The organism is Kitasatospora sp. NPDC008115, assembly GCF_042957205.1.
GTDB lineage: Bacteria > Actinomycetota > Actinomycetes > Streptomycetales > Streptomycetaceae > Kitasatospora.
In genome coordinates this window covers 70,916-93,434 of record NZ_JBIBHU010000006.1, presented here as the reverse complement: position 1 = coordinate 93,434, position 22,519 = coordinate 70,916, and the positions used below count along the sequence as shown (strand labels likewise).

Sequence of the window (22,519 nt, the reverse complement as noted above, 5' to 3'; positions counted from 1 at the left end):
TCTCCTCAGGGCGTGGTCGGTCGGGGCTTGAGGACCACGGCGTCGCGCGGTCCGACGGTCACGGGGCCGCCGGGCAGCGGGCGGCCGGTCAGCAGGTCGGTGAAACCCGTGCCGGCCGGCAGCGGGACGGTGGCGGGGTCCGTGCCGTGGTTGAGCAGGAAGAGGTAGGGGCCGCGGCGGCAGGCCTCGACGTCCGCGGGCAGGCCGGGGCCGGTGACGCCGGTGACACCGGCGGCGGCGAGCAGGTCGTCCAGCAGCGGGGACGGGTCCTCGGGCAGGCAGCTCAGGTAGGTGGCGGCGCCGCGCCGGGTGACGGCCGGGCGTCCGTGCAGCGGGCCGCCCCGGTAGCGGGCCAGCACCTCGGTGTCCCCGCAGGTGTCGAGCCATTCGGTCCAGGTGCGGGCGGTCAGCAGGGCGCCGGTCGTGGTGAGGACCTCCTGGGTGACGCCGTCGGGCAGCGGGCGCCATTCCTCGACGCGCACTCCGAGCAGCTCGCGCAGCGGCCCGGGCGCGCCGCCGTCGTGGACCTGGTCGGCGGCGTCCACCACGCCGCTGAACGGGCCGACCAGCAGCTGCCCGGGGAAGGCGGCCAGCGCGGCGGCGTGCCCGGCGGTGCACAGGTAGAGGTTGGGGGCGATCACCAGCCGGTAGCCGGAGAGGTCGCGCCCCGGCGGGGCCAGGTCGACGGCGACGCCCCGGGAGTGCAGCGGCGCGTACCAGGAGAGCAGCAGGTCGTGCAGCCGCAGCCGGTCGGAGGGCATCGACTCGGGCGCCTCCAGCCCCCACCAGCTGTCCCAGTCGAGCAGCAGCGCGACCTCGGCCGCGGTGGTGGTGCCGGCCACCTCGGCCAGCCGTCGGACGTCCGCGCCCAGGGCGAGCGTCTCGCGCCACTGGCGGGTGCCGGTGCCGCCGTGCGGGAGCATCGCCGAGTGGAACTTCTCCGGCCCGTACCTGGCCTGGCGCCACTGGAAGAACATCACGCCGTCCGAGCCGTGGGCGAGCGCCTGGAGGCTGTGCAGCCGCATCACGCCCGGGTCCTTGGGGACGTTGACCGCGCGCCAGCTGACCGCGCTCGGCGCGGACTCCAGGAGCAGCCAGGGCTGCCGCTTCAGCGAGCGCATCAGGTCGTAGCTGAGCGCGGCCTTCACCTCGGCGCGCGGGTCGGCCGGGTCGGGGTAGGCGTCGTCGGTGACGACGTCCTCGGCCGCGGCCCAGCTCCAGTAGTCGAGGTCGCGCAGCACGCTCATGAAGTTGGTGGTCACCGGGACGTCCGGGGTGACCTCCTTGAGGACGGCGCGCTCGGCCTCGAAGCAGGCGAGCAGCGCGTCGCTGGAGAACCGCCGCCAGTCCAGCAGCTGGGCCGGGTTGACCGGTCCTGGGGCCTTGCGGGGCGGTTCGACCTGCGTCCAGTCGGTGTAGTGCTGGCCCCAGCAGGACGTCCCCCAGGCGGCGTTGAGGCCGTCGAGGGAGCGGTGGCGGGCCTGCAGCCAGCGGCGGAAGTCGCGGGCGGACTCCGCGCAGTAGCACTCGGCGGTGTGGTCGGCGTACTCGTTGCTGATGTGCCACATCGCCAGCGCCGGGTGGGCGCGGTAGCGCTCGGCCATCGCGCGGGCCAGCCGGACGGTGGCGGCGCGGAACACCGGGGAGGAGGGGCAGTACCCCTGGCGGGAGCCGAACTCCAGCCGGGTGCCGCCGGCGTCGACCGGCTGGACCTCGGGGTGGGTGCGCACCAGCCAGGGCGGCGGGGTCGCGGTGGCGGTGGCGAGGTCGACGGCGATGCCGTGCGCGTGCAGCAGGTCGAGCACCCGGTCGAGCCAGCCGAAGTCGTAGACCCCGGGCGCGGGTTCGAGCCGGGACCAGGAGAAGACCGCGACCGTGACCAGGTTGACGCCGGCCTCGGCCATCAGCCGGACGTCCTCCTGCCAGACCTCCTCGGGCCACTGCTCGGGGTTGTAGTCACCGCCGAACAGCAGACCCGGTATCCGTGTCAGCCCCATGCCGCGCCGCCCTCCTCCCCCGGGGTCCGCAGAGCCCCGGAAAACCAGTCTTCACGCCGTCCCGCATTTTGTATTCAAAATGCATAGTGCAGTACACTGGGGCGGGTCAAGAGGTATGGTTCAAATCCGAGTCAGGGGGACGCGATGGCGATCGAGCGCCGTCCGCTGCGCGAGCAGATCCGCGACGAGCTGATGGACCGGCTCACCCGCGGCGAGTTCGCGGCGGGCACCGATGTCAACGAGGCCGTGCTGGCCGCCGAACTCGGCGTCAGCCGCACCCCGCTGCGCGAGGCCCTGATCGCGCTGGCGGGCGAGGGCGTGCTGGAGAGCAGCCAGGGCCGCGGCTTCCGCTTCGCGCCGGTCAGCCGCAAGGAGTTCCGCGAACTGGTCGCCATCGTCGCGGCCCTGGAGGCGCTGGCGCTGGAGTCCTCCGACCCGGAGCACCTGCGCACGATCGCCCCCCGGCTGCTGGAGCTCGCCCAGGGCTTCCCCGACCAGGTGGCCGCGCACGCCACGGTCGACCGGCGCGACGACGAATGGCACGGCCTGCTGCTCAGCGGCTGCTCCAACGAGCGCCTGCTGGACCTGCTCACCCGGGTCAAGGCCGGGATGCGGCGCTACGAGAACCTGGTGGTCGCCGAGGACGAGCCGGTGGCCCGCGAGTCGGCGGAGCACTGCGAGATCGCCCGCCGGCTGCTGGCGGACGACCTGCCGGGCGCCATCACCGCGCTGCGGGCCAACTGGATCGGCGGCATGGAGCGGATGCTGGCGCACCTGCCGGAGGACTGACCGTCCACGCCGAGCGGCCCGCCGCCCGACAGACGGGCGGCGGGCCTTGAGTGACGGCTCATCAGGCCTTCGGCACGTGCAGGCGCGCCCAGGAGGAGGCGCCGGGCCAGCCGTCCGCATCGCCGCCCGCGTAGCCGAGTTTGCGCTGCCAGCGGGCGTAGCTCCGGCGGTCGGCCTCGCCCCACTGCGGGCCCGGGCCCTGCTGGTAGGCGCCGCAGCCCTCCTCCACCAGACGGCGGCCCATCGCGGCGACCAGCGGGCTGCGGGGGCCGGTGCGGAACCACTCCGAGCCCGGGAACGGCGCCCAGCCGCCGGCCGTACCGGTGTCCGCGCCGGAGCCTGCGCCCGGCTCCAGCGCGCCGGAGGTGACCAGCCGGTAGAGCGCCCCGCCGGGGCACTCGGTGGCGTAGCCGTCCCGGTGGCCGCGGATCTCCCGGCCGGCGCCGTTGGCGCGCAGATAGGCGATGGCGTCCCGCAGGCCGGCGGTCTGCTCGGCGGTCGGGCCGGTGTGGCCGCTGTCGCCGACGAAGGCGAGGACGGCGAAGTGGTCGCGGTTGAGCGTGGTGTTGCCGTTGGCCGCGTTCTGCGCGTTGCGACCGCGGCCCTCGAAGACGTAGCCGTGCTCGCAGACCGCGAGGTTGTACGCGAAGTCCGACCAGCCGTTGCCGTCCATGTGGCTGTTCTGGACCTTGCGCATGTACCCCGCGCAGGTGCCGTGCTCGTCCGCACTGTACGGGCCGCCCAGGTAGTGCACCTTGACGCCCCGGTTGGCCGCCACGGCCTGGTGGCCGTTGCGGGCCGCCCGGGCGCCCCACTCGGCGCGGCTGACGAACCTCATCGCCGTTCCCCCTTCGTTCCTGCCGCGCGGGCCGTCCCCCGGCCCGCGTCCGTGCAGCTCCGAGCGTTGCGCGCGGCGCGTGCAGTCCGCGTGCACCCCGCGTGAAGCGGGCCCGGCGGTCAGCTCCCGGTGACGCCGCCGTGCACCCGCGCCTCGTAGTCCGCCCGCAGCTTCTCGATCCGGCGCAGGATGGCGGCCAGCGCCGCGTCCTCCAGCGCCCGCATCGCGTTCACCTGCTTCGGGGTGTAGCCGTAGCGGGCCGCTTCGTCGTAGCCGATGTCGTGCCAACTGCGGTTGTTCTTGCTGCGGTTGGCCGGGCCGTCCATCCGGCGCAGGTTGTCCTCGTGGTCGCCGAGGTTCTTGAGGTGCTCGTACAGCTCCGCCCGGACCCCGCGCGAGGCCGCCAGGTAGAGCCGCAGCACCGGGACGAGTTCGTCCAGCTTGGTGATCCGGTCGAGGGCCACCAGGTGGTCGGTGTCCAGCGTCGGCGGCTCGGTCTTCTCCGCGACCGCCCGGGCCACCCTGGCCTCCCAGGCCTCGCGGCCCGTCACCTCGTCGAAGTCGATCCGGCTCCGGTTGCGGTAGTTCTCCCCCTTGATCCGCATCACCTCGATCAGGGGCCGGCTCTTCTCCCGTACCTCCCCCTCCCCCGCCTCGCGCGCGGTGGTGAGATTGGCCTTCTCTCCCCCGCCGGCCCGGACCGCGCCGCCGGCCTCGTCGGCCTCGTGCCGCAGCGCCCAGGAGTCCCGGAGCCAGGCGAGGTACTCCAACTCCTGCGGGGAGCGGACGCCTTGCGCCACGAAGGCGTCGAGTGCGGCGATCCGGTCCTCGTCCGGGAGCCGGCCGACCCGGCCGAACCACGCGTCCAGCGCGGCCGGGCGCGGCGGGCGGCCCTGGATCCGGCCGGCCAGTTCGAGGCCGGCCGCGCCGGCGGCGGCCGTCTGCGCCGCGGTGGCGGCCGCCGAGCGGGCCAGCTCCCGGTCGGTGCGCTGCACCTTCTCCGCCGCCCGGGCCTGGCCGGCCGGGTCCAGCCGCACCGGGCCCTCGCCGCGCTTGCGGCGGCGCCCGCCCTCGGCGGCGATCACGCCGCCCTGCTCGGTGCTCCGCTCGGCCAGGGTGCGGCGGTGCCCGGCGAGTTGCCGCTTCAGGTCGGCGATCCTCGCCCGGTCCCGGCGGCTCCCGCCCCGCAGGGCATTGATCATCGACGTCAGCTTCTCGATCTCCCGCGCGGCGTCCCAGGCCCTGGTGCCGGGCACCGGGACGTACGCGCCGTCCAGCAGGGCGCCCGTCTGCTCGACCAGGGTCCGCAGGCCCCCGCGCAGACCCTGGGCGTCCTGCACGGCGCGGATCGCGGCCAGGTGGTGCGCCGCGTCCTCGGCGGTGGCGTCGGGACCTGCGGCGATCCACATCCGGCCCCGGCCCAGCCGGTCGTAGTCGTGCCGGACCTGGACGGTGCGCCCACCGTCCTCCAACACCTCGACGGTGTCCCGCAGTTCGGCGGGCAGCGCCGCGATGAAGCGCGGGTCGACGGTGGCGTGCCGCAGCACCACCGGGGCGCCGGTGGCGACGGCGGCGCCGTCCTCCGCCGCGTCCTCGGCCAGCGCGCCCAGCTTCAGCAGGGCGCCCGACGCCGCCGCCTCCCCCAGCACACCGAGGATCTCCCGCTGCTCGCCGCGCGCCACCGCGGCGTCCAGGCGGTAGGCCAGATCCACGTTGGAGACGACCAGTTGGACGTTCCCGAGGACGCCGTCCACCTCGCCGACGAAGGCCAGCGCCCCGGCCCCCTTGGTGATCCGCAGCACCTTCGCGCCCTTGCCGACGGCCCCGGTGACATTGCCGCCGAGGTCCAGCGCGTCCAGCAGGGTCTGCTCGTCCGCCCTCAGGTCCCCGGACAGCGCGCGGTCACGCAGCCGGACCACGGCCGCCGCCGCCCCGCCGGCCTGCGACAGCGCGATCAGCGGCGCGCCCACGTACGGGGCGCCGGCGATCGACAGGACGGCGCCGCCGACGAACAGGAAGGTCGAGGAGGCGGCCAGGAACGAGGCGAGCGGGATCTCGCCCGAGCAGCGCAGCACGACGGCGCGCGCCGGGAACGCCCGCCCGGCCAGCGTGAAGCCGTCGGTCTCGGCGAGCACGACGCCCTTGGGGTAGGGCACCCGGGCGAGGTCGGCGAGCGCCCGGTCCAGGGCCTCCTGAGGGGTGTCGCCGCCGCCCTCGTAGGAGCGGCGGCGCCCGGACGGCGAGTGGTCCCAGATCCGCAGCCGCACCCCGCCGGCCGGGGCGTCGGGGGCGGTGGTGACGTAGAGCTGGAGGGGGACGCCGGTCGGCTCGCCCTCGCCCGCCACCCAGGCGGCGCGCAGCGGCACCGCCTCGCCGCGGGCGAGGGTGCGGTCGACGAAGGCTAGGTCCTCGGTCAGCTGCCGGTGCGCCGCGTGCGGGCCGTCCGGCGCGGACCCCGGGCGGCTGCCGGGTTCGACCGCGACCCGCTGCTCCAGCACCGCGTGGCGCACGCCCCCGCTCCAGGTCAGCTCGCAGCCGATCTCGTAGCGCCCGGGCTGGTCGGCCCAGCGGACCTTCCAGAAGTCGTTGAAGGCGCGCCCGGGGGCGAGCCGTCCAGTGGGGATCTCGGGCCGCAGCAGGCCCGGGGAGACGGCCGCCACGCCCCGGCCGAGCTCGCCGCGGTACTCGCCGGGCGGCGGCGGGTCGAGGGCGCGGACCTGCCAGCGCAGCCGGACCTCCTCCTCCGGGCGGTCGGGCCAGACGAGTTGGTAGCGGACCTCGCTGCCCGGCGTCGCCGGGCCGTCCGGCTCGGCGACCAGGTACGGGCCGCCGCCGTGCCGCGCGCGGGGCGCGGCGAGGCCGCGCATCCGCTCCTCGTACGCGGTCAGCAGTCCGGCGCGGAGCTCGGCCGGGCCGGCCGGTGCGGCGGCGCCGGAGCGGAGCACGATCCGGGCGAGGTCCTCGGGGTTGAGCACCAGCAGGGAGGTCCAGAGCTCCTGCCAGAACTCGCCGTCCCGGAACAGCCGGCAGGAGACGATGTGCAGTCCGGCGGCGTCGGCGGGCAGGTCCCAGCGGTGGGGCTCGGTGTTCTCCGCCCCGGTCAGGCGGCCGGAGGGCCCGTTGCGGACGGCGTCCACCAGGCCGCCGCCGAGCGCCCGGTGGACGGGGTCGGGGCGCAGCCGCCACTCGACGCCGACGGGGTAGACGTCCTCGGGCAGGCGCAGTCCGATCCGCACGGTGCTGCCGCGCGGGACCGTGCCGCTCTGGTCGGATCCCTCGACGACGAGCCGGGCGCCGCCGGTCTGGTCGAGTTCACCGGACTGGCGGCGGGCGGCGGCCAACCGCACCTGGGCGCGCAGCTGTTCGGGCAGCAGGCCGGGTTCGACGCGCAGGCGCCGGCCGACCGGCAGCGGGCGGTCGGCGATGTCGGGCAGGCCGTGGGCGAGGTCGTGCTCGGCGGCCCAGAGGTCGCGGTTGTACCAGTAGACGAGCAGGCGCCAGTCGTCCGGGCGGCCGTAGAGGCGGCGGGCCGCCTCGCGGACGGTCATCGGCTCGGTGAGCCAGACGGCGGGGCGGCCCTCCTCGGCGATGTCGTAGGCGGAGCGCGGGCGCAGGGTGAACCCGGCCGGGACGGCGTCGAGTCGGGCCGGCCTGGCGGCGGGTCCGGCGGGTCCGGCGGGCAGGGCCGGTGTCGCCGTCAACTCCTGGATCAGCGCGGCGACTTCGCCTTCGAGGCGCTCGCGGGCCCCGGCCGGGAGCTCGGCGACGCCGGGCCCGGACCAGCGGAACGCGGGCGCGGTCACCGCCCCGACCGGCGCGTTGGCGGCGGCCCTGGCCAGGGCGCGGGTGAGCGCGGCCCGCAGCCGGGGGCGGTAGGAGCCCTCGGCCGCGGCGGTCGCGTCGAGGCGCAGCCGGACCGGGACGGTGACCTGGGGGATCATGCGGGGCGCCGTTCCGTCCGCAGGCGGCCGGGGTCGGCCGCGGTGAGGGTGTTGCCGTAGCCGTCGGACGCGGCATCGCCGGCCAGCAGCACCGGCCGGCCGTCGCAGCGCAGCCGGGCGCCGGCGCCTTCCAGGCCGACGGTGGCGTCCAGCGCGCCGCTGTTGGAGGTGAAGTGGAAGGAGCCGCTCGCCGTGAGCAGCAACGGCTTGCCGTCGACCCGCAGCCTGGACGCCGCGGTGGTGGTGACCGTGACGGCGGCCCAGGCGCCGTTGGCCGGCGTGGTACCGGGGGTGGCGGTGACGGAGCGCGCCCCGGGGGCGGCGGTCATCCCGCCTCCCCGACGGGCGCGGTGGCCGGTGCGGTGATCGGTGCGGTGGCCGGTGCCTCGTGCCGGCGGTCGAACTCGGCCTTGTCGACCTCGGTCGTCAGCGGTTCGATGTCGGCGCGCACGGCCTTGACCTCCCAGTGGAAGGCGTGCGCCGCCGGGGAGCCGTCGACCGTGCGAACGGTGAAGCGGCCGTCCCGCACCCGGGAGGCGGCGAGCGCGCAGAGCGGCTCGTCGTCGTCCTCGAAGACCGGGGTGAGCTGCACGGTCCGCCCCTCGGCCAGGGTCAACGCCTCGAAGTAGTCCGGGAGTTCGACCACGGCACGGCCGCCGGCGAGCCGGCCCTCGCCGCGCTGGTAGACGCCGTTCTCCGGCCCCTCCAGCGCGGTGTGCAGAAGGTACTTCCGCTCGGTGTCGAGCGGGTGGTCGATGAGGAACTTCTTCTCCTTGGCGTAGACGATCCCGGCGCAGCGGATGTCGCCGTTGTTGTACATCCGGACGGTGGCGGTGCCGAAGTCGCCGATCGTTCCGCCGAGGTAGATGCCGCCCCCGAAGTTGGCGTCCCAGGAGGTGATCCGGTTGAGCGCCGGCTCGTAGTCGCCGATCGACAGGCCGCCCTGGACGTGCAGCAGGCCGCTGCTGCCGAAGTACTGGTTGCTGATGACCGTCTTTCCGGGCCCGGCGAGGTGCAGGTTGCCGGCGCCGACCAGGGTCTTGTCCCGGCCCAGGTACACGTCGCCGGTGGATCGGACGTCGTTGACGGCCAGGTTGCGGGCGGTCACGTCGTTGACGGCCAGGTTGCGGGCGGTCACGTCGTTGACGGTGAGGTTGCGGGCGTAGACGTCGGCGTAGGGCTTGCTGTCGGCGGCGTACTCCAGCGACGGCCAGTCGGCGCTGCGGTCGACGAACTCGAAGCCCCGGCCGGCCCGGAAGGAGAACTGGGCGTGCTGGACGCCGTGGCCGTGGAAGCCGAGGGCGCCGAGCACCTCGCCGGCGACGGCGGTGTCGCCGTCCAGCCTGCCCGTGTGCAGCATGCCGCCGCCGAGCCGCAGCCGGGTCCTGGCCGCCTGGTAGAAGTCGATCAGGTCGTCGGGGTCGTTGCCGGTGCCGAGCACCAGCTGGGTGCGCTCCCCGTTGTACGGGAAGTACCGGATGAAGGCCTCGTCGCCGGAGCCGCCGCCGGGGTCGCGGGGGAACATGATGCCGTTGGCGGCGGTGGCGCCCACCGAGGGGACGATCGCACCGGTGGCCCGGACGTCCTTGGCGGTGAGGTTGGCGCCGGTGAGGTCGCCCTCGGCCGTCAGACTTCCCTTCACGGTGTACTGGCCGGGGATCACCAGGCCGGCCGCGACCCGTCCGGCGGTGGTGACCGTGCCCTTGCCGGCGGACCGGCGGAAGGTGCCGAGCACCAGGTGGTCGGAGGTGACCACGCCGACCAGCTCGACCTTGGGCTCCTCGGTCCACCGGGTCTCGCCGGGCACGCCGGTCTCGTCGCTGGGGTCGGTGGCCCGCTCGCTGTAGCGGACGGCGACCGTCAGCGTCAGGTCGCCGGCGCCCGGGGCGGGCACCGGGGTCGCGGCGGGCAGCACGACCAGCCGGCCGAGCCGGTCGACGGCGTAGCCCGCGGCGACCGTGACGCTGGTGTCGGTGCAGGTCACGGTGAGGCCGGAGACCACGCCGGGGCTGTAGAACAGCGCGGTGAGCAGCTCGCGGCGGGAGCGGTGGTAGCGCTGCTCGGTGTCGAAGTCGTCGGCGCGCAGGAACTGGTAGTCGAAGTAGCGGGGCCGCTGCATCGGCGGTACGGGCTGGGTCACGGCTTCTCCCCCTTGCGAGGCTTGAGGTAGGTGTCGACGCGGACGGTGGCACGGACGCCGACCTGGAGGCCCGCGGTGACGGGCTTGAACACCCGGTCGGCGAGGTGGCCCCGGCTCGGCCGGTAGTCCCGGTAGAGCCGGGACTGCTCGGGGGTGAGCGGGGTCGGGTCGGGACCCGTGCCCAGCACCACCCGGGCGCGCCGGATCGGTGAGGTGTCGACCGCGGTGCCCGCCGGGTGGACCCGGTCGAGCAGGTTCATCAGCGCCTCGTACTGCCGGTGGTCGAGGGTGCCGGCGGGCAGGTCGACGCTGAACTCGTACGGGTCGGTGCGCCGCCGACGGGCGTAGCCGAGGGCGAGGACGACGCCCACGCCCCCGTCCGGGCTGCCGACCGTGGTGGCGGCGCCGGTGGTGGCGGACAGCGCCAGCGCGCCGCGCATCCGCACGGTCTGCCAGCGGAAGCCCACCGCGCGGCGGCGGTTGAGGTTGGTGCCGACCTGCGGCAGCGGTACGGCGCCCACGACGAGGGCGAGCGTGCGGGTGCCGGTGCCGCCGGCCGGGGCGAGCACCACCGGCAGGGCGGAGACCAGCCACTGGTCGCGCAGCAGGCCGACCAGCCGGCGGACCTGGGCGACGGCCTCGGCCTGGCGGGCGAGGAAGTCGGTGCCGAGCTGCCCGGGCAGGGTGATCACCGTGTACAGCTCGGCGGGCAGCGGCGGCAGCTGGTCGATCGCCGGGAGCGGGTTGGACACCGCGGGCAGGCCGGCGGCCCGGAACGCGGCGGTCACCGGGTCGGCGGCGGTCAGCTGCTGGGCCTCGGCGCGCAGCCGCTGCACGGCGGCGGGCCGGTCGGTGAGGACGGTCGTCGCCGCGCCGTGCGGGGTCCAGGCGCGCAGGGCGGCGGTGAGGCCGTCGCCGAGCACGGCGTGGGTGCGCTCGTCCTGGCGGGCGGTGTAGCGGGCGCGCAGCTGGTCGGCGTCGCGGTCCAGGACCATTCCGTGCAGGGGCAGGTGCGAGACGAACAGCCGGTCCGCCGCGAGCCGGTGCACGGTGGTCAGGCCGCAGGGGGCCAGCAGCCAGCGGCCGTCCGGGTCGTCGGCCGGGTCGGCGGGCGGGCGCAGTTCGGCGATCAGCGCGCGGATCTCCGGGTGGATCTCCGGGGGGACTTCCAGGGGCACGGACGGCTCGGGGGTGCGCACCCGGGCGGCGAGCGCGGTGAGTTCGGCGGCGCTGAGCGGGGTCAGGTCGGCGCCGATGCCGAGCTCGTAGCGGCTGCCGCCGTCCCGGTCCTGGACCCGCAGCAGGGTGCCGCGGGCGGTGGCGCCCAGGGCCTTGCGGCAGGCCGCCAGCCGGACCAGGGCGGCGGCCAGGCCGCGGGCCAGCGCGGGCTGCACGGCCGCCCGGTCGGCGAAGGTCCAGCCGGTGCGCAGGGCGGCGCGCAGGTGCTCGTCGCGGGCCCGGCGGTCGGCCGGCAGCGGCCGGGCGGCGTGCACCGCGTCACCGTCCGGGCCGGGGTGCACCAGGTGGACGGCGCGGACCTGGTCGAGCACGGTGAGCCGGTCGAGTTCGCCGCCGCCGCCCGGGGCGGTGACCAGGAAGGCCATGGCCAGGCCGTTGGCGCTGTCCTCGACGGTGAACGGCGCGGGGACCGCGAAGCGGGCCAGCGCACCGCCGTTCGGCGCACCGCCTTCGGGCCCTCCGCCGCCGTCCGGTGCCGCACCGTTGAGCAGCCCGGCCAGGCCCTGTGGCGAGGGGACCGCCCACGGGCGCAGCACGGCGAGCCGGGCGCGGTACTCCTGGTCGCTCTCGCGGGCCGGCTGGACGTCCGCGCCGTCCGGGCGCACGGTGAGGCGTTCGGCGAAGCGGGGCGCCTCCAGTTCGGCGCCGAGCTCGTCGAGGGCGCCGGAGCGCGCGCCGGCCAGCGTGCGGGAGGCCGCGATCTGCCGGGCGGTGCGGCGGATCTCGGCCTTCGGTGCACCCAGCACGTACAGCAGCCGGGCCGTGGTGCCGGACAGCTGCCGCACCCGCAGCAGGCCGGCGGCCTCGGCGGCGGTCAGCGGGTGGGCGGCGCCGTCGCCGTCGAGCCAGGCGGCGGCCAGCTCGAACGGGGCGCCGGCCGGCTGCTCCGGGCCGAGCGGCAGCGGGTGCAGCGCGTCGGCCTCGGTGAACGGGGGGACCAGCAGCGGTGGTTGGGCCACGCCCGCCACGGTGGCGGTGAGCCGCAGGGCCCGCTCGGCGAGGTCGCGGCCCGGGCCGGCCAGGATCAGCGGGCGGCCGGTGCTGGTGCCCGTACCGGGTCCGGTGCCCGTGCCGGGTCCGGGGATCGCCGGAAGCCGCCCGGTGAGGCGGCCGTCCGCCGCGGTGAGCGGGACGGGCTCGTCGTGCACGGCGGCGCGCAGCGGTGCGGGCAGGTGGTCGGCCATCGCCCGGTGGGCGGCGGCCGGGGTCTCGACGGTCGCGGGGGCGGTCACTGGGTGAGCCCCTTCGGGTCCTCGACGAGCACGGCGATCTCATTGGCCGCCAGCCGCACGTTCGGCCCGGCGGGTGGCACCGCCCCGGCGTGCAGGGCGGAGGGGAACTTCGTCAGCTTGAGGTCGACGACGTCGGCGATGCCGGGCTCGGCCATCATCGCGGCGAGCACCGCCGCGTGCCGGACCTCCTCGCCGAGGCCGAGCCCGTCGACGTACTCGGCGACCCGGGCCAGCAGCCGGGCCTTCAACTGGTCGGGCGGGGTGGTGGATCCGCGCAGCACCAGCCGGGCGGAGAGCACCACGCCGACCTCCACGGCGGGCCGGATGCGCGGCACCACGCCGAGCGGGCGCAGGTCGTCGATCGCCCGGCGGACGGCGTCGTGCAGCCCGCCGCCTCCGGGGCCGCCCCAGATCGCGGCCGGGGTCGGCGCCACCAGGACGTCGAGTCCGAACGGGCTCGCCGCGGTGGCCTCGTCGCCGAACAGCCGGTCGATGAAGTTGCCGTCGAGGGTGCCGAAGATCGACTGGTGGATGTCCAGGCCGCCGTAGACGTCGCTGACCTGGACCTGGCGCACGCCGGGCACCATGGCGGCGGCCAGCCGGATCGCCTCGGCGTTCCACAGCGAGCGCGGCGCGCGCAGCAGCAGCCGGCGGTAGCGGGCGTCGGGCCAGCGCCGTTCGCCGCCGGTGAGCCGGGCGGCGGCGCCGTCGATCTCGATCTCGACGCCGGCCTTGCCCGGGCCGACGGCCAGGAACTCGGCGCGCCAGGGGTCCTGCGGATTCCAGGCGGTGATCCGCTGCTCGGGCCGGGCCGAGTCGAGGTTGCCCCCGGGCCCGGGGTGGAAGGCGACCACCGGGACGGTGGCCTGCGGCTGCTGGACGGAGAGCTCCACCCGGGCGTCGGTGGCGGCGTCGTCGCCGCGCGGGGTCAGCAGGCGCACGCCGCGCGGCACCACGACCGGCAGGGACGGCGTGCCGCGCAGCGTCAGCCTCAGCTCGCCGGACGCCTCCAAGTAGGGTCGGGGCAGGCCGAGTTCGGCTCCGAGGGCGGTGAGCGCCGCACCACCGGCGGTGGACACGAAGGTGTCGTCGTAGGCGCCGGCCAGGGCCGACCAGGTGCGGGCGTCCTCCAGCGCGGTGACCTCCAGCAGGCGGCGGATCACCGAGCCGGGGCCGAGGTCGAGGTCGGCGCCGAACACCTCGCGGGCCAGCTCGAAGCGCTCCGTCACCAGCCGGGCGTAGGGCTTGGGCACGAAGCCGTGGTCGGTGACCCCGTACGCGGCCTCGGTGGTCGGGCCGGTCGGGCTCGGGGTGATCGGGGTGGTCGGGGTGATCGGGGAGGACTGGTCAGGCACGCTGCACTCCGGTGGTGAGGGTCACCGGCAGCACCGCGCCGGTGTCGGTTTCCAGGACCGCGCCGACCACCAGGGCGCGGTCGGCGCCGGACGGGTCGTCGACCCGGACGTCGAGGACGCGCCGCACCCGGGGGTCGCGCCGCAGGGCGGCGAGGACGGCGAGCCGGATCCGCTCGCGGACCAACTCGGGGGTGCGCTCCTCGGCGATCACCCGCAGGCCGTCGAAGCCGAAGCCGCGGTCCAGCGGATCGGTGCCGAGCGCGGTGGTCAGCGCGAGGCGCACCGACTGGAGGACGGCGTCCGGGCCGGTGACGACGGCGAGGTCGCCGTCGCGCAGCAGCAGGTCGGCGGCGAGCGGGTCGGTGGCGGGCACCGGCTCGGCGGACGGCCCGACCGCGAGGTTCCAGGCGGCGGTCATCCGGTCACGTCCATGTGCCCGGTGACGGCGACCTTGACGTTCTCCGCCTTCATCGCGATGGTCTCCTGTGCCTCGAATCGCAGGTTCTTGCCGGTGAGCGTGATGGTGCCGTCGGCGGCGATCACCACGGACGCCCCGCCGTCGGCGTGCTCGATGGTGACGGCGTGTTCGGCGCGGGCGCGCTCGGGGCGGACGCCGGCGCCGTGCAGCGCCTTGCGCCCGACCCGGACGGTGAGTTCGCCGACCTCGATGACGCGGTTGCCGTCGGCGTCGGTGAGGTCGTTGCTGGCGCGGTCGCCCGGGTCGGCACCGGGCCGGTCGTCGCCGACCGCGCCCCGCTGGCCGGCCGGCACCGCGGCGGGCAGGTGCAGCCACCAGTCACCGGACCGGGCCGCCGGGCCCTCACCGTCCCGCCAGAGCGCGCCGACGTCCACCGCGTCGTCGGCCCGGCCCCGCCGGGGCACCAGCAGCACCCGGGTGCCGGGGTAGCGCGGCAGCACCAGGCCGTAGCGGCCCCAGGCGAACGGGGTGGCGTAGCCGACACCGGGCAGCCGGTCCGGCTCGCCGCGGGCGGTGTCCAGCCGCCGGTGCTGCATCGGCTCGCCGTCGCCGGGGGCGAGCCCGCGCCAGACCGTGGCGGTGGGCCCGTCCGCGCCGCGCACCTCGGCGACCTCCGGCACGGCGGCGCGGGCGGCGGCGGCGCGGCCGAGGCCGGCGACGGCCCGGGCGGCCGCGGCGGCCGGGTCGGCGGCCGGCTCGGAGCGGACGGTGACCCGGTCTGCGGCGCCCGGCCGCCCGTCCCATGCCTCGTCGGGCCCGGTGACGGCGACGGCGGCGACGACGGTGGTGAAGCCGTGCGCCCGGTCGAGGGTGTGCCGCACCGCCGTGACGTACAGCGGCCGCGCCCCGGCGGCGGGCCGCACCAGGTCGCCGGGCAGCAGCCGGGCGTCTCCGGGCAGCCCGAGCCGGACGGCGGGACGGTCGGCGCGGGCGCCGCCCAACTCCTCGGTCCAGCGCGGCCGGACGTCGTACGCGGCGACCAGGGCGGCCGGGCGGGCGCCGAGGTGCAGCACCCCGTCGCGGAACAGCGCGAGGGCGCGCCCGCCGCGGCCGTCGTGCTCGGCCAGCGCCCGTTCCAGGCCGGCCAGGTGCTCCAGGTGGCTGGGCCCGGCGGCCAGCGGTCCGCTGCGCACGGGCGCGCCGTGCGCCTGAACGGCCACGCCCGCCCGGCGGCCCAGCTCGGCGGCCTGGGTGCGGTGGTCGCCGGCCGGCACCGGGGTGCGGACGGCGGCCGACAGCCGGTGGTAGGCCTCGTCGATCCCGTCAAGCCGCAACTCAGGCCCGTACCGGCCCCGTTGGCGCACCGCCCGCTCGACGACGGCCGCCGCCACCCGGGCCGCCGGGTCGAACGGCTGGACGGCCGCGGCCGTCGAACCGTGCAGGTACAGCTCGGCGACCAGCGGGCCGGGGCCCGCGAGCAGCCGGTCGGCGACGGCGTCGGCCAGCCCGCGCACGGTCAGCCGTACGGTGGCGGCGGCCAGACCGGACGGCAGCGCCGCCTCGGCCCGCAGGGTGACCACGCCGCGGGTCTGCGCTCCGGAGAGCTCCAACGGCGCCGCGCCGCCGGTGATCCGCAGGGCCCAGTCGCTCACGGCGCACCTCCGAGGTCCCACCAGGCGAGCCGGATCCGGGAGCCGTGGCGGCCCGCGCCGCGCACCGACCCGGCGCGCAACTCCCAGTCGAGCACCGCGATTTCGGTGGCGAGGCGGGGCGAGCCCGGCAGTTCGACGGTGCGCCGGGCCCCGGCGGTCAGCGGCAGCGCGCCGGCGTGGGCGCCGCCGGCCCGCAGCATCAGCCGGAACGTCCGGCCCGGGTCGGCGGGGGTGCTGACCACGGCGGCAGGGTCGGCGTCGTACCAGGTGTCGGCGCGGCCGAGCACGGCCACCACGAAGACGCCGAGGTCGGCGTGGAGCGGCAGGTACTCGGGCAGGCCGCCGTCCAGCGCGGCGTCGACCACGGTGGCGCCGGGCGGCAGCGGGTCGGGCTCGGCGGGGGTGAGCAGCCGGAGGATCGGTGCGGTGGGTCTCAACGGTGTCCCTCCCTCGTCGGGTTGCTTGTGGAACGGCTTGTGGAACGGCTCGTGGAACGGTTCATCGGCGGCCGTCCCGGCCGCGGCGGCCCTCCCAGTCGGCGAGCGCCGACAGGCCCGCCACCGCCGCGTCGGCCAAGGCGTCCGCGCCGCCCCGCCACTCGGGCGCGTGGGCGAGGGTCAGCGTGACCTCGACGACCTCCCGGCGTTCGGCCCGCTCGGCGAAGGAGAGCGCGACGATCCGCAGATCGGTGCGGATGGTGGACTCGGCCAGCAGCGTCAACTGCCGGACGGGGTCCGCCGCGCCGACGGACCGGCCCGAGAACGCGCCGGTCCCGGTCTCGTGCTCGGCCAGCGCCTCCAGCGCCGCCCGCCAGGCGAATCGCTCGGCACCGACCAGCAGCCCGGAGACCACCACGGTCTCCCGCACCTCGGCGGGCCCGATCCGCTCGTACTGGTACTGGCGGCTCAGGTCCAGGCTGGTCACCGCCCACAGGGGAACGGTCACCAGCCCGTCCGACAGGACCAGGGACGGCGGCCCGTAGCGCTGGAAACTGGACACGATCGGACTCCCCCTCAGTCCCGGCGCGGGGCGGGGTCGAGCGCCTCCAACTGGGCGGTGAGCCGCTCCAGCACGAGGTCGGCGATGGCCTGGTGGTCGACCTGGGGCGCGTGCGCGACCTCGATCTCCACCGGGAAGTGGTAGTGCGCGGCCTCGGGCACGTGCGCTCCTCGGTTCGTGGCGGGTTCGTCGGGCTTGGGGGGCCGGCGGCCGGGGAGGCCGCCGGCGCCGGGTGCGGCGCTGCGGATCAGGGGATCGAGACCGCCGGCCCGGACTTGCCCTCGACCTTCGCCGCGAGCGAGAAGCCCGAGAAGGTCACGGTCGGCGCGCCGGCGACGGTCGCCGACTGCGCGGAGGCGGTGATCACGCAGTCCGACATGACCACGGTCCGGTAGGACCAGTCGGTGCCCGACTGCTCCTGGAGGACGATGTCGAAGCGGCCACCGCGCAGCGCGATCGCGGTCAGCTCGGCGGCGGCGGGCCCGATGGCCTTCACCGTCATCGAGAAGTTGACCTGCGACGGCTGGTAGACGACGCCGATGTGCGTCGCGCCCAGCGAGTGCAGCGGCTCGGCGTTGAGGTTGAAGGTGGTCGACATCGAGTCGATCGGGGCGATCTCGGCGCTCTTGCCGGCGTCGTCGATGTACGCGACGGCCAGGCGGGTGTTCCAGTCGGCCATGGTGGCGGGCTCCCAGAGTCCTCGGCGGGCGGGTTTGACGGGCTGCTAGTAGGTGACGGCGAGCTTGACGTGCAGGCGGTGCACGGCCGGGCCGTAGGTGATCGAGGTCTGGACGTCGACCGCCCGCTGCTCGCGCGCGACGCGCACGGCGTCCCGGTCCGCCTGCGTCCACTCCGCCTCCGGGCGGCCGAGGACCTCCAGCACCGGGAGCCGCACCTCGAAGCCGGCGATCACCGACTCGCGCAGCAGGCCGCCGAGGATGCCCTCGGTGCGCTGCTTGAGCACGGTCAGGCCGGTACGGGTGATCCGGGCGTCGCCGACGCTGCCGATCAGCCCTGCGCGGAGCAGGAACTCCACGTGGTCCACGACCCGCCGCAGGTCGATGTAGCCGTACGCGGGGTCGGTGGTGAAGGTCTGGCCCTCCGCCAGGTGCAGGCCCTCCCCCGCGATCAGCGCCGGGTCGATCACCGGGTTCAGGCCGGCCTTGGAGAGCTCGATGATCTCCGACGGCCCGTACTGCTTCTCCTTCGGGATCCGCACCCCCTTGACCTGCTTGAGCAGCAGCGAGGCGTGCGGCGGGTGCGCGGCGATCACCGCGGCGGTGGCGGCGGCGACGTCGGCGTCCGCGCCCCGGGCCGCGACCAGGACCATCCGGCCGCTGTCGCTGCGCAGCTTGAGCAGCGCCGGGGTGACCACCTTGGCGACGTAGTCCGGCGCCTTCTCCACCTTGGGGTCGATCATGGCGACGCCGATCCGGCGCAGGCCCTTCGCGGAGATCTCCTCGACGTGCGCGCGCAGCGCGTGCAGGCCGGCCGGAGGGGTCTCGGTGCCGATGTCGGTCACGCCGGCCAGGCAGACCACGGACACGTCGTCGACCGCCTCCAGGGCGGCCAGTCCGGCGGCGTGGTCGGTGCCCTTGACGCGCACGCCGTAGACCTTCTGCGGCACCCGGTCCTGGGTGAGGGCGAGCAGCAGGGCCTTCTGCAGCACGCTGTCCTGGCCGAACAGGGCGCGCGCCTCGTCCGGGGTGGTGACGACGTACGGGACGTTGGCGGCGGCGGTCCCGCCGCTCGCGCCGTCCGGGGTGGCGCCGACGACGGCGATCACGCCGGTGGACGGCTGGACGCGGGGCGTCAGGCCGGACTTGTCGATCTCGATGTCGACAAAGGGGTAGGCAGTGGGCATGGCGTTCCTCTCCTGCAATCCGGTCGGCTGACCGGTCGGTGGAAGCGGTCGGTTGTGGAGGTCACGACGTCAGGCGGCCATCGCGTCGGGCACGACCAGGAGGGCGATCCCCTGGGCGGCCAGCAGCCGCCCGGCCGTGGCCGCGCGGGCGGCGCGCTGCTCGGCAGGCCCCGCGGCGGTGGCGCCGCCCGGCCAGTCCGGGTCGTCGAACACGGCCGGCGGCACCAGCCAGCCGACCTGCGCCCGGCCGCGCGGTGCCAGCGGCACCGTGCCCGGCGCCGCCGCCACGCCGAGCGCGCCCAGCACGTCGGCCAGCGCCCGGCTCTCGGCCAGCAGGTCGGCGGGCCGGACGCTCTCCCGGACGAGCAGCGCCGCCAGCACCGGCAGGGCCACCGGGCGCGGCGTCCCGGCGCCCGGTGCGTAGTGGACGGTCAACTCCGGCCCGTCGGCCCGGCCGAGGGGCGCGGCGTCCACCGCGTCCACCCGGTCGGCGCCGGCTCCGGTGCGCACCGTCACGCTGCCGCGCCACAGCACGTCGGCGGCGGGCCCGCCGAGGCCGGTGAGGGTGAACCGCCCCTCCTGCCGGGTGCCGCCCGGCGCGGACCAGCCGCCCTCGGCGGTGACCGGCCGGTCCAGCCGGACGCCGAGCCGCAGTTCGGCGAAGTCCGCCCGGTAGGGCCCCGTCACGCCGGGCGCCGTCTCGTAGCCGGCCGCCACCAGGTTCTCCAGCGACCGCTGGTCGAACAGCCGGTCCCGCTGCTCCGGATCGGCCAGTCGCACCAGGGTGCGGTCGCGGAAGTCCATCTCGTCCCTCTCGGTCTGCCCCGACTGCGTCGTCGACGTTGTCGGTGTTGTCGGTGTCGTCGCCGTCGTCGCCGTCGTCCGCAACAGAGCGTGTCCGTCGACGCGTGCAAACCGCGTGCAAAACACGTGCATGACGCGCATGGGCGACAGGGAAGCCGGGTAGGGCAGCGGTGGATCGCCGACGAAGTCTGCACACGGTCAAATCGTTTAGTCGCTGTTGAGTGGCCGTCTACGCGCAGAGAGCACGCTGCTCGCTCACCGGGCCTGAAGCACCGGGACACGAACGACAGGGAAGGTGGCTCAGCGTGATCGGCAGCGCGGACGGCGGAGCAGGCAGAGCGGGCGGAGTCCACGGCGCGTGGGAGCTGTGCGCGCTCGGTCCGCTGGAGATCCGGTTCGACGGCGAGGCCCTGCCGGTGGGCGGCGCCCGGCAGCGGGCGGTGCTCGCCACCCTGCTGCTCTCCCCCGGCCGCCCCGTGCCGGTCGGCCCGCTGATCGACAACGTCTGGGGCGGGCGGGAGCCCGCGAGCGCGCTCAACACCCTGCAGAGCTACGTCTCCCGCCTGCGCACCGTCCTGGCCCGCCCCAAAGACACCGGCGGCTCGGCGCCCCGTCTGCTCGGCGGCCCGTCCGGCTACGTGCTCACCGTCCAGGACGAGCAGCTCGACTACCGGCGCGCCGAACGGCTCCTCGACACCGCCCGGGCCGCGCTCGCCGCCGACCCGGTGGCCGCCCACGCCTCGGCCCGGCAGGCGCTGGCGCTCTGGCGGGGCCCGGCGCTCGGCGAACTCCAGAACCTGCCCGCCTTCCAGTGGGAGGCCGCCCGGCTGGACGAGGTCCGGCTCGGCGCCGAACAGCTGGTGGCCGAGGCGGACCTCGCGCTCGGCCGATCGGAGGAGGCGGTCGCCCGGCTGTGGCGGCTGGCCACCGGCCACCCGCTGTGGGAGCAGCCGCAGGCCCTGCTGATGCGGGCGCTGTACCGCACCGGCCGTCAGGCGGACGCCCTCGCCCTCTACCAGCGGACCCGCCGCCGGCTCGTCGACGAACTCGGCATCGAGCCCGGCGCGGAGCTCGCCGGCGTCCACGGCGCCATCCTGCGCCAGGACCCGCTGCTCGGGCGGGTCCGGCACGGCGACGGGCACCGGCGGTTGCCCGTTCGGGTAGTGCGGGGCGACGCGCGTTGACACCCCGAGTGGTCTGGTCCACGGTAGTCGCAAGGCCGGGCCTCGACCCGACAGAGGCCCGGTGAACGCGCGCGTCAGCAGCGCGACTTCACCGCGCCCCGGGTCCGCGTCCCCCGGCGGACCCGGGGCGCGGTGTTGTGGGGGCGGTCCGGAACCGCCGTGGACCGGCGGCTCTCGGGGCCCGGCGCCCGCTCAGTCCTGGTGCTGCGGACGGGCGGGGCCGGAGGCGCCCTGTTCGTAGGCCTCGATGGTGCGGACGAACAGCGCGCGCTCCTCGGGCGCGAGCGGCTCGAAGGCGCTGCGCCAGGCGGTCGCGCCATTGGCCAGCCAGCCTTCGATGGCCGCCCTGGTCTCGGGCTCCTCGGTGATCGTGACGATGGTGCGACGGCGGTCCGCCGGATCCGACTTCCGCTCCACCACGCCCTGCCGGCTGAGGTCGCTCACCATCAGGCTCACCGTGGTGGGCGCCACCTGGAGACGTGCCGCCAACTGGTTGACCGGCATCGGCCCGTCGAACACCAGGTAGGAGAGCATCGACAGGTGCCGGGGCGCCAGGTTCGCCGACCGGAGCCGCTCGGGCACCGGCGTGCGCTTGAGCCGTGCCGCCACCCTCGGCATGAACAGCAGCATCGCGCGGACCGCCTCGTCGGCGCTCAGACCGCCCCCGGTTGCTGTGGACATCCGTTCCGCCCCTCCTCTCGAAGGTTCACACCGTACCGGAGCGGCCCTGGTCAGCGCCGCGCGCGGGCTACGGGTTGGTGGTGATGTCCGGGACGGCCGACGGGGACGGCACCGCGTCGAAGCGGAACACCTGGCCGGACTCGGCCGGATCACAGGCGAGTTGGACCACCGGCGTGCGCGGTGTGGTGGCGGATCCGCCCGACACCGTCAGGCAGGCGCCGCTGTGCTGCGGCACGATCCGGAAGCCGCCGCCCGCGACCGCCTCCAGGCGGAAGCGCTCCGAGGTGCCGCGGTGGCCGCAGTAGTCGTCCCCCGCCGGCGCGGCCGGCCGGGTGCTGCCGTTCTCCACCCCCAGGCAGCCGTAGCCGAACACCGGGTGCAGCGAACGCAGTCGGAACATCCCGCCGTCCAGCGGCTCCAGGGAGTACACCGGGACGGCCTCGGCGCAGTCGGCCTGGAAGACGTGGCCCGCGCCCTCGTCCTCGCGCTCGGAGAAGCAGAGGCCCGAGTCGTCCGAACGGATCCGGTAGGTGCCGGACGGCGGCGAGCCCCGGTGGGCCTCGTCCGCGTCCCCGCCCGAGGTCGCCAGCAGGTAGCCGCCGACGCCGAGCAGGCCGGCCGCCGCGACGGCGGCGAGGCCGAACAGCCAGGCGCGGGGACGGCGCGCGGGGACCGCTTCCGGCTCCTTGTCCTGTTCCTTGTCCTGTTCGTTGTCCGGCCCCGCCGCGATCCGGTGCCGCGCCGCGAGCCAGGCGTCGGCGTCGGCGTCCTCCCCGCAGGCGTGCAGGAAGGCCAGCAGGACCTCCGGCCTCGGCAGCGCGTCACGCCGCAGCAGATCGGCCGCCGTACTGCGCGGCAGCACCTCGCCGCGCTCGGCCGCCCGTTCCTCCAACTGCCGGAACGACAGCCCCGACCGTTCCTTCAATCCGCGCAGCAGCGCCGCGAACTCCCCAGCGTCCCGGGCATCCTGAGGCTTCGCCCCGCCCTGCCCGGGATCGCTCCCCTGTGACCCGTCCCGGTCCTGCTCCCGCATGCGGCAGATCCTCCCCGAGCCCCGCCCGGCCCGGCAAGTGCACGTCCGGCCGATCCGACCCCCGCGTCCCGGACACCCCGCCCGACCTGCCGGGACGACTCCCGGGCTGTCCGGGACGGTCCGACTCCCTGGCGCCGCCCCTCGCCATCCGGCATCGTCCGGACCATGCGCCGGGCGAACGCCGTCACGGGGGCGGTCGACCGCCCGGCGCATGGGCGGATCGGCGCGCTTTCCACTCCCACCACCAGCCGGAAGCGCGACAGGAGACATGGGGAAACGTTTCTGCCACCCTGATCTCCCCCTCGCCGGCACAGGAAGTCGGCCTGCCCGACTTTCCACTCCCACCCGCACCC

At 76.0% G+C, this 22,519-nt stretch carries 19 protein-coding genes; 2 read left to right on the top strand and 17 right to left on the bottom strand.

The genetic code is table 11. The features are described from left to right. Nucleotides 1-5: 5 nt before the first annotated feature. A complete protein-coding gene (locus ACFZBX_RS10020) occupies nucleotides 6-1,997 on the bottom strand; it encodes a beta-galactosidase (RefSeq protein WP_391532729.1) in 1,992 nt (663 codons plus the stop codon). A gap of 144 nt (nucleotides 1,998-2,141) precedes the next feature. On the opposite strand from ACFZBX_RS10020, the gene ACFZBX_RS10015 reads away from it, so the two are divergent. Next, entirely contained in the window at nucleotides 2,142-2,786 is a 645-nt protein-coding gene (locus tag ACFZBX_RS10015) for a GntR family transcriptional regulator (RefSeq protein WP_391532727.1), read from the top strand. A gap of 61 nt (nucleotides 2,787-2,847) precedes the next feature. Here the strand turns inward: ACFZBX_RS10015 and ACFZBX_RS10010 are convergent, their stop codons facing one another. The 14 genes from ACFZBX_RS10010 to ACFZBX_RS09945 all read right to left on the bottom strand — a co-directional run bounded on the left by ACFZBX_RS10010 (nucleotide 2,848) and on the right by ACFZBX_RS09945 (nucleotide 19,268). Continuing rightward, complete coding sequence (locus ACFZBX_RS10010) at nucleotides 2,848-3,624, bottom strand: peptidoglycan-binding protein (RefSeq protein WP_391532725.1); 777 nt, start codon at nucleotides 3,622-3,624, stop codon at nucleotides 2,848-2,850. Nucleotides 3,625-3,743: 119 nt separating this feature from the next. Next, nucleotides 3,744-7,565 (bottom strand): hypothetical protein, encoded by a 3,822-nt coding sequence (locus ACFZBX_RS10005; protein WP_391532724.1) that lies wholly within the window; start codon nucleotides 7,563-7,565, stop codon nucleotides 3,744-3,746. After that, nucleotides 7,562-7,894: a hypothetical protein gene (locus ACFZBX_RS10000; protein WP_391532722.1), complete on the bottom strand. Its 333-nt coding sequence runs from the start codon at nucleotides 7,892-7,894 to the stop codon at nucleotides 7,562-7,564. The genes ACFZBX_RS10005 and ACFZBX_RS10000 overlap by 4 nt, the downstream gene beginning before the upstream one ends. Further along, nucleotides 7,891-9,705: a hypothetical protein gene (locus ACFZBX_RS09995; RefSeq protein ID WP_391532720.1), complete on the bottom strand. Its 1,815-nt coding sequence runs from the start codon at nucleotides 9,703-9,705 to the stop codon at nucleotides 7,891-7,893. Before ACFZBX_RS09995 ends, ACFZBX_RS10000 begins: the two co-directional genes overlap by 4 nt. Next, complete coding sequence (locus ACFZBX_RS09990; RefSeq protein ID WP_391532719.1) at nucleotides 9,702-12,176, bottom strand: hypothetical protein; 2,475 nt, start codon at nucleotides 12,174-12,176, stop codon at nucleotides 9,702-9,704. Before ACFZBX_RS09990 ends, ACFZBX_RS09995 begins: the two co-directional genes overlap by 4 nt. Then, a complete protein-coding gene (locus ACFZBX_RS09985; RefSeq protein ID WP_391532717.1) occupies nucleotides 12,173-13,531 on the bottom strand; it encodes a hypothetical protein in 1,359 nt (452 codons plus the stop codon). Before ACFZBX_RS09985 ends, ACFZBX_RS09990 begins: the two co-directional genes overlap by 4 nt. Next, on the bottom strand, nucleotides 13,524-13,949 hold the full coding sequence (locus ACFZBX_RS09980) for a hypothetical protein (protein WP_391532716.1): 426 nt from the start codon (nucleotides 13,947-13,949) through the stop codon (nucleotides 13,524-13,526). The genes ACFZBX_RS09985 and ACFZBX_RS09980 overlap by 8 nt, the downstream gene beginning before the upstream one ends. Continuing rightward, nucleotides 13,946-15,601: a hypothetical protein gene (locus tag ACFZBX_RS09975; RefSeq protein ID WP_391532715.1), complete on the bottom strand. Its 1,656-nt coding sequence runs from the start codon at nucleotides 15,599-15,601 to the stop codon at nucleotides 13,946-13,948. The genes ACFZBX_RS09980 and ACFZBX_RS09975 overlap by 4 nt, the downstream gene beginning before the upstream one ends. Continuing rightward, on the bottom strand, nucleotides 15,598-16,038 hold the full coding sequence (locus ACFZBX_RS09970; protein ID WP_391532713.1) for a hypothetical protein: 441 nt from the start codon (nucleotides 16,036-16,038) through the stop codon (nucleotides 15,598-15,600). The genes ACFZBX_RS09975 and ACFZBX_RS09970 overlap by 4 nt, the downstream gene beginning before the upstream one ends. A 61-nt stretch (nucleotides 16,039-16,099) precedes the next feature. Beyond that, on the bottom strand, nucleotides 16,100-16,600 hold the full coding sequence (locus ACFZBX_RS09965; protein WP_391532712.1) for a hypothetical protein: 501 nt from the start codon (nucleotides 16,598-16,600) through the stop codon (nucleotides 16,100-16,102). 14 nt (nucleotides 16,601-16,614) lie between these two features. Further along, nucleotides 16,615-16,761: a hypothetical protein gene (locus ACFZBX_RS09960; protein WP_350547294.1), complete on the bottom strand. Its 147-nt coding sequence runs from the start codon at nucleotides 16,759-16,761 to the stop codon at nucleotides 16,615-16,617. Nucleotides 16,762-16,847: 86 nt separating this feature from the next. Then, nucleotides 16,848-17,279, bottom strand: coding sequence for a hypothetical protein (locus tag ACFZBX_RS09955; RefSeq protein WP_380294759.1), 432 nt, complete (start codon nucleotides 17,277-17,279; stop codon nucleotides 16,848-16,850). A gap of 45 nt (nucleotides 17,280-17,324) precedes the next feature. After that, nucleotides 17,325-18,464, bottom strand: coding sequence for a hypothetical protein (locus ACFZBX_RS09950; RefSeq protein WP_391532709.1), 1,140 nt, complete (start codon nucleotides 18,462-18,464; stop codon nucleotides 17,325-17,327). A 69-nt stretch (nucleotides 18,465-18,533) separates the two neighbouring features. After that, nucleotides 18,534-19,268 (bottom strand): hypothetical protein, encoded by a 735-nt coding sequence (locus ACFZBX_RS09945; RefSeq protein WP_391532707.1) that lies wholly within the window; start codon nucleotides 19,266-19,268, stop codon nucleotides 18,534-18,536. Nucleotides 19,269-19,573: 305 nt separating this feature from the next. Here ACFZBX_RS09945 and ACFZBX_RS09940 point away from each other — a divergent pair, with 305 nt between their 5' ends. Then, on the top strand, nucleotides 19,574-20,452 hold the full coding sequence (locus ACFZBX_RS09940) for a BTAD domain-containing putative transcriptional regulator (RefSeq protein WP_391532705.1): 879 nt from the start codon (nucleotides 19,574-19,576) through the stop codon (nucleotides 20,450-20,452). Nucleotides 20,453-20,644: 192 nt separating this feature from the next. On the opposite strand, the gene ACFZBX_RS09935 is transcribed toward ACFZBX_RS09940, so the two are convergent. Both ACFZBX_RS09935 and ACFZBX_RS09930 read right to left on the bottom strand, forming a co-directional pair. After that, nucleotides 20,645-21,133: a MarR family winged helix-turn-helix transcriptional regulator gene (locus tag ACFZBX_RS09935; protein WP_391532704.1), complete on the bottom strand. Its 489-nt coding sequence runs from the start codon at nucleotides 21,131-21,133 to the stop codon at nucleotides 20,645-20,647. 67 nt (nucleotides 21,134-21,200) lie between these two features. After that, on the bottom strand, nucleotides 21,201-22,166 hold the full coding sequence (locus ACFZBX_RS09930; RefSeq protein ID WP_391532702.1) for an RICIN domain-containing protein: 966 nt from the start codon (nucleotides 22,164-22,166) through the stop codon (nucleotides 21,201-21,203). Nucleotides 22,167-22,519 lie beyond the last annotated feature (353 nt).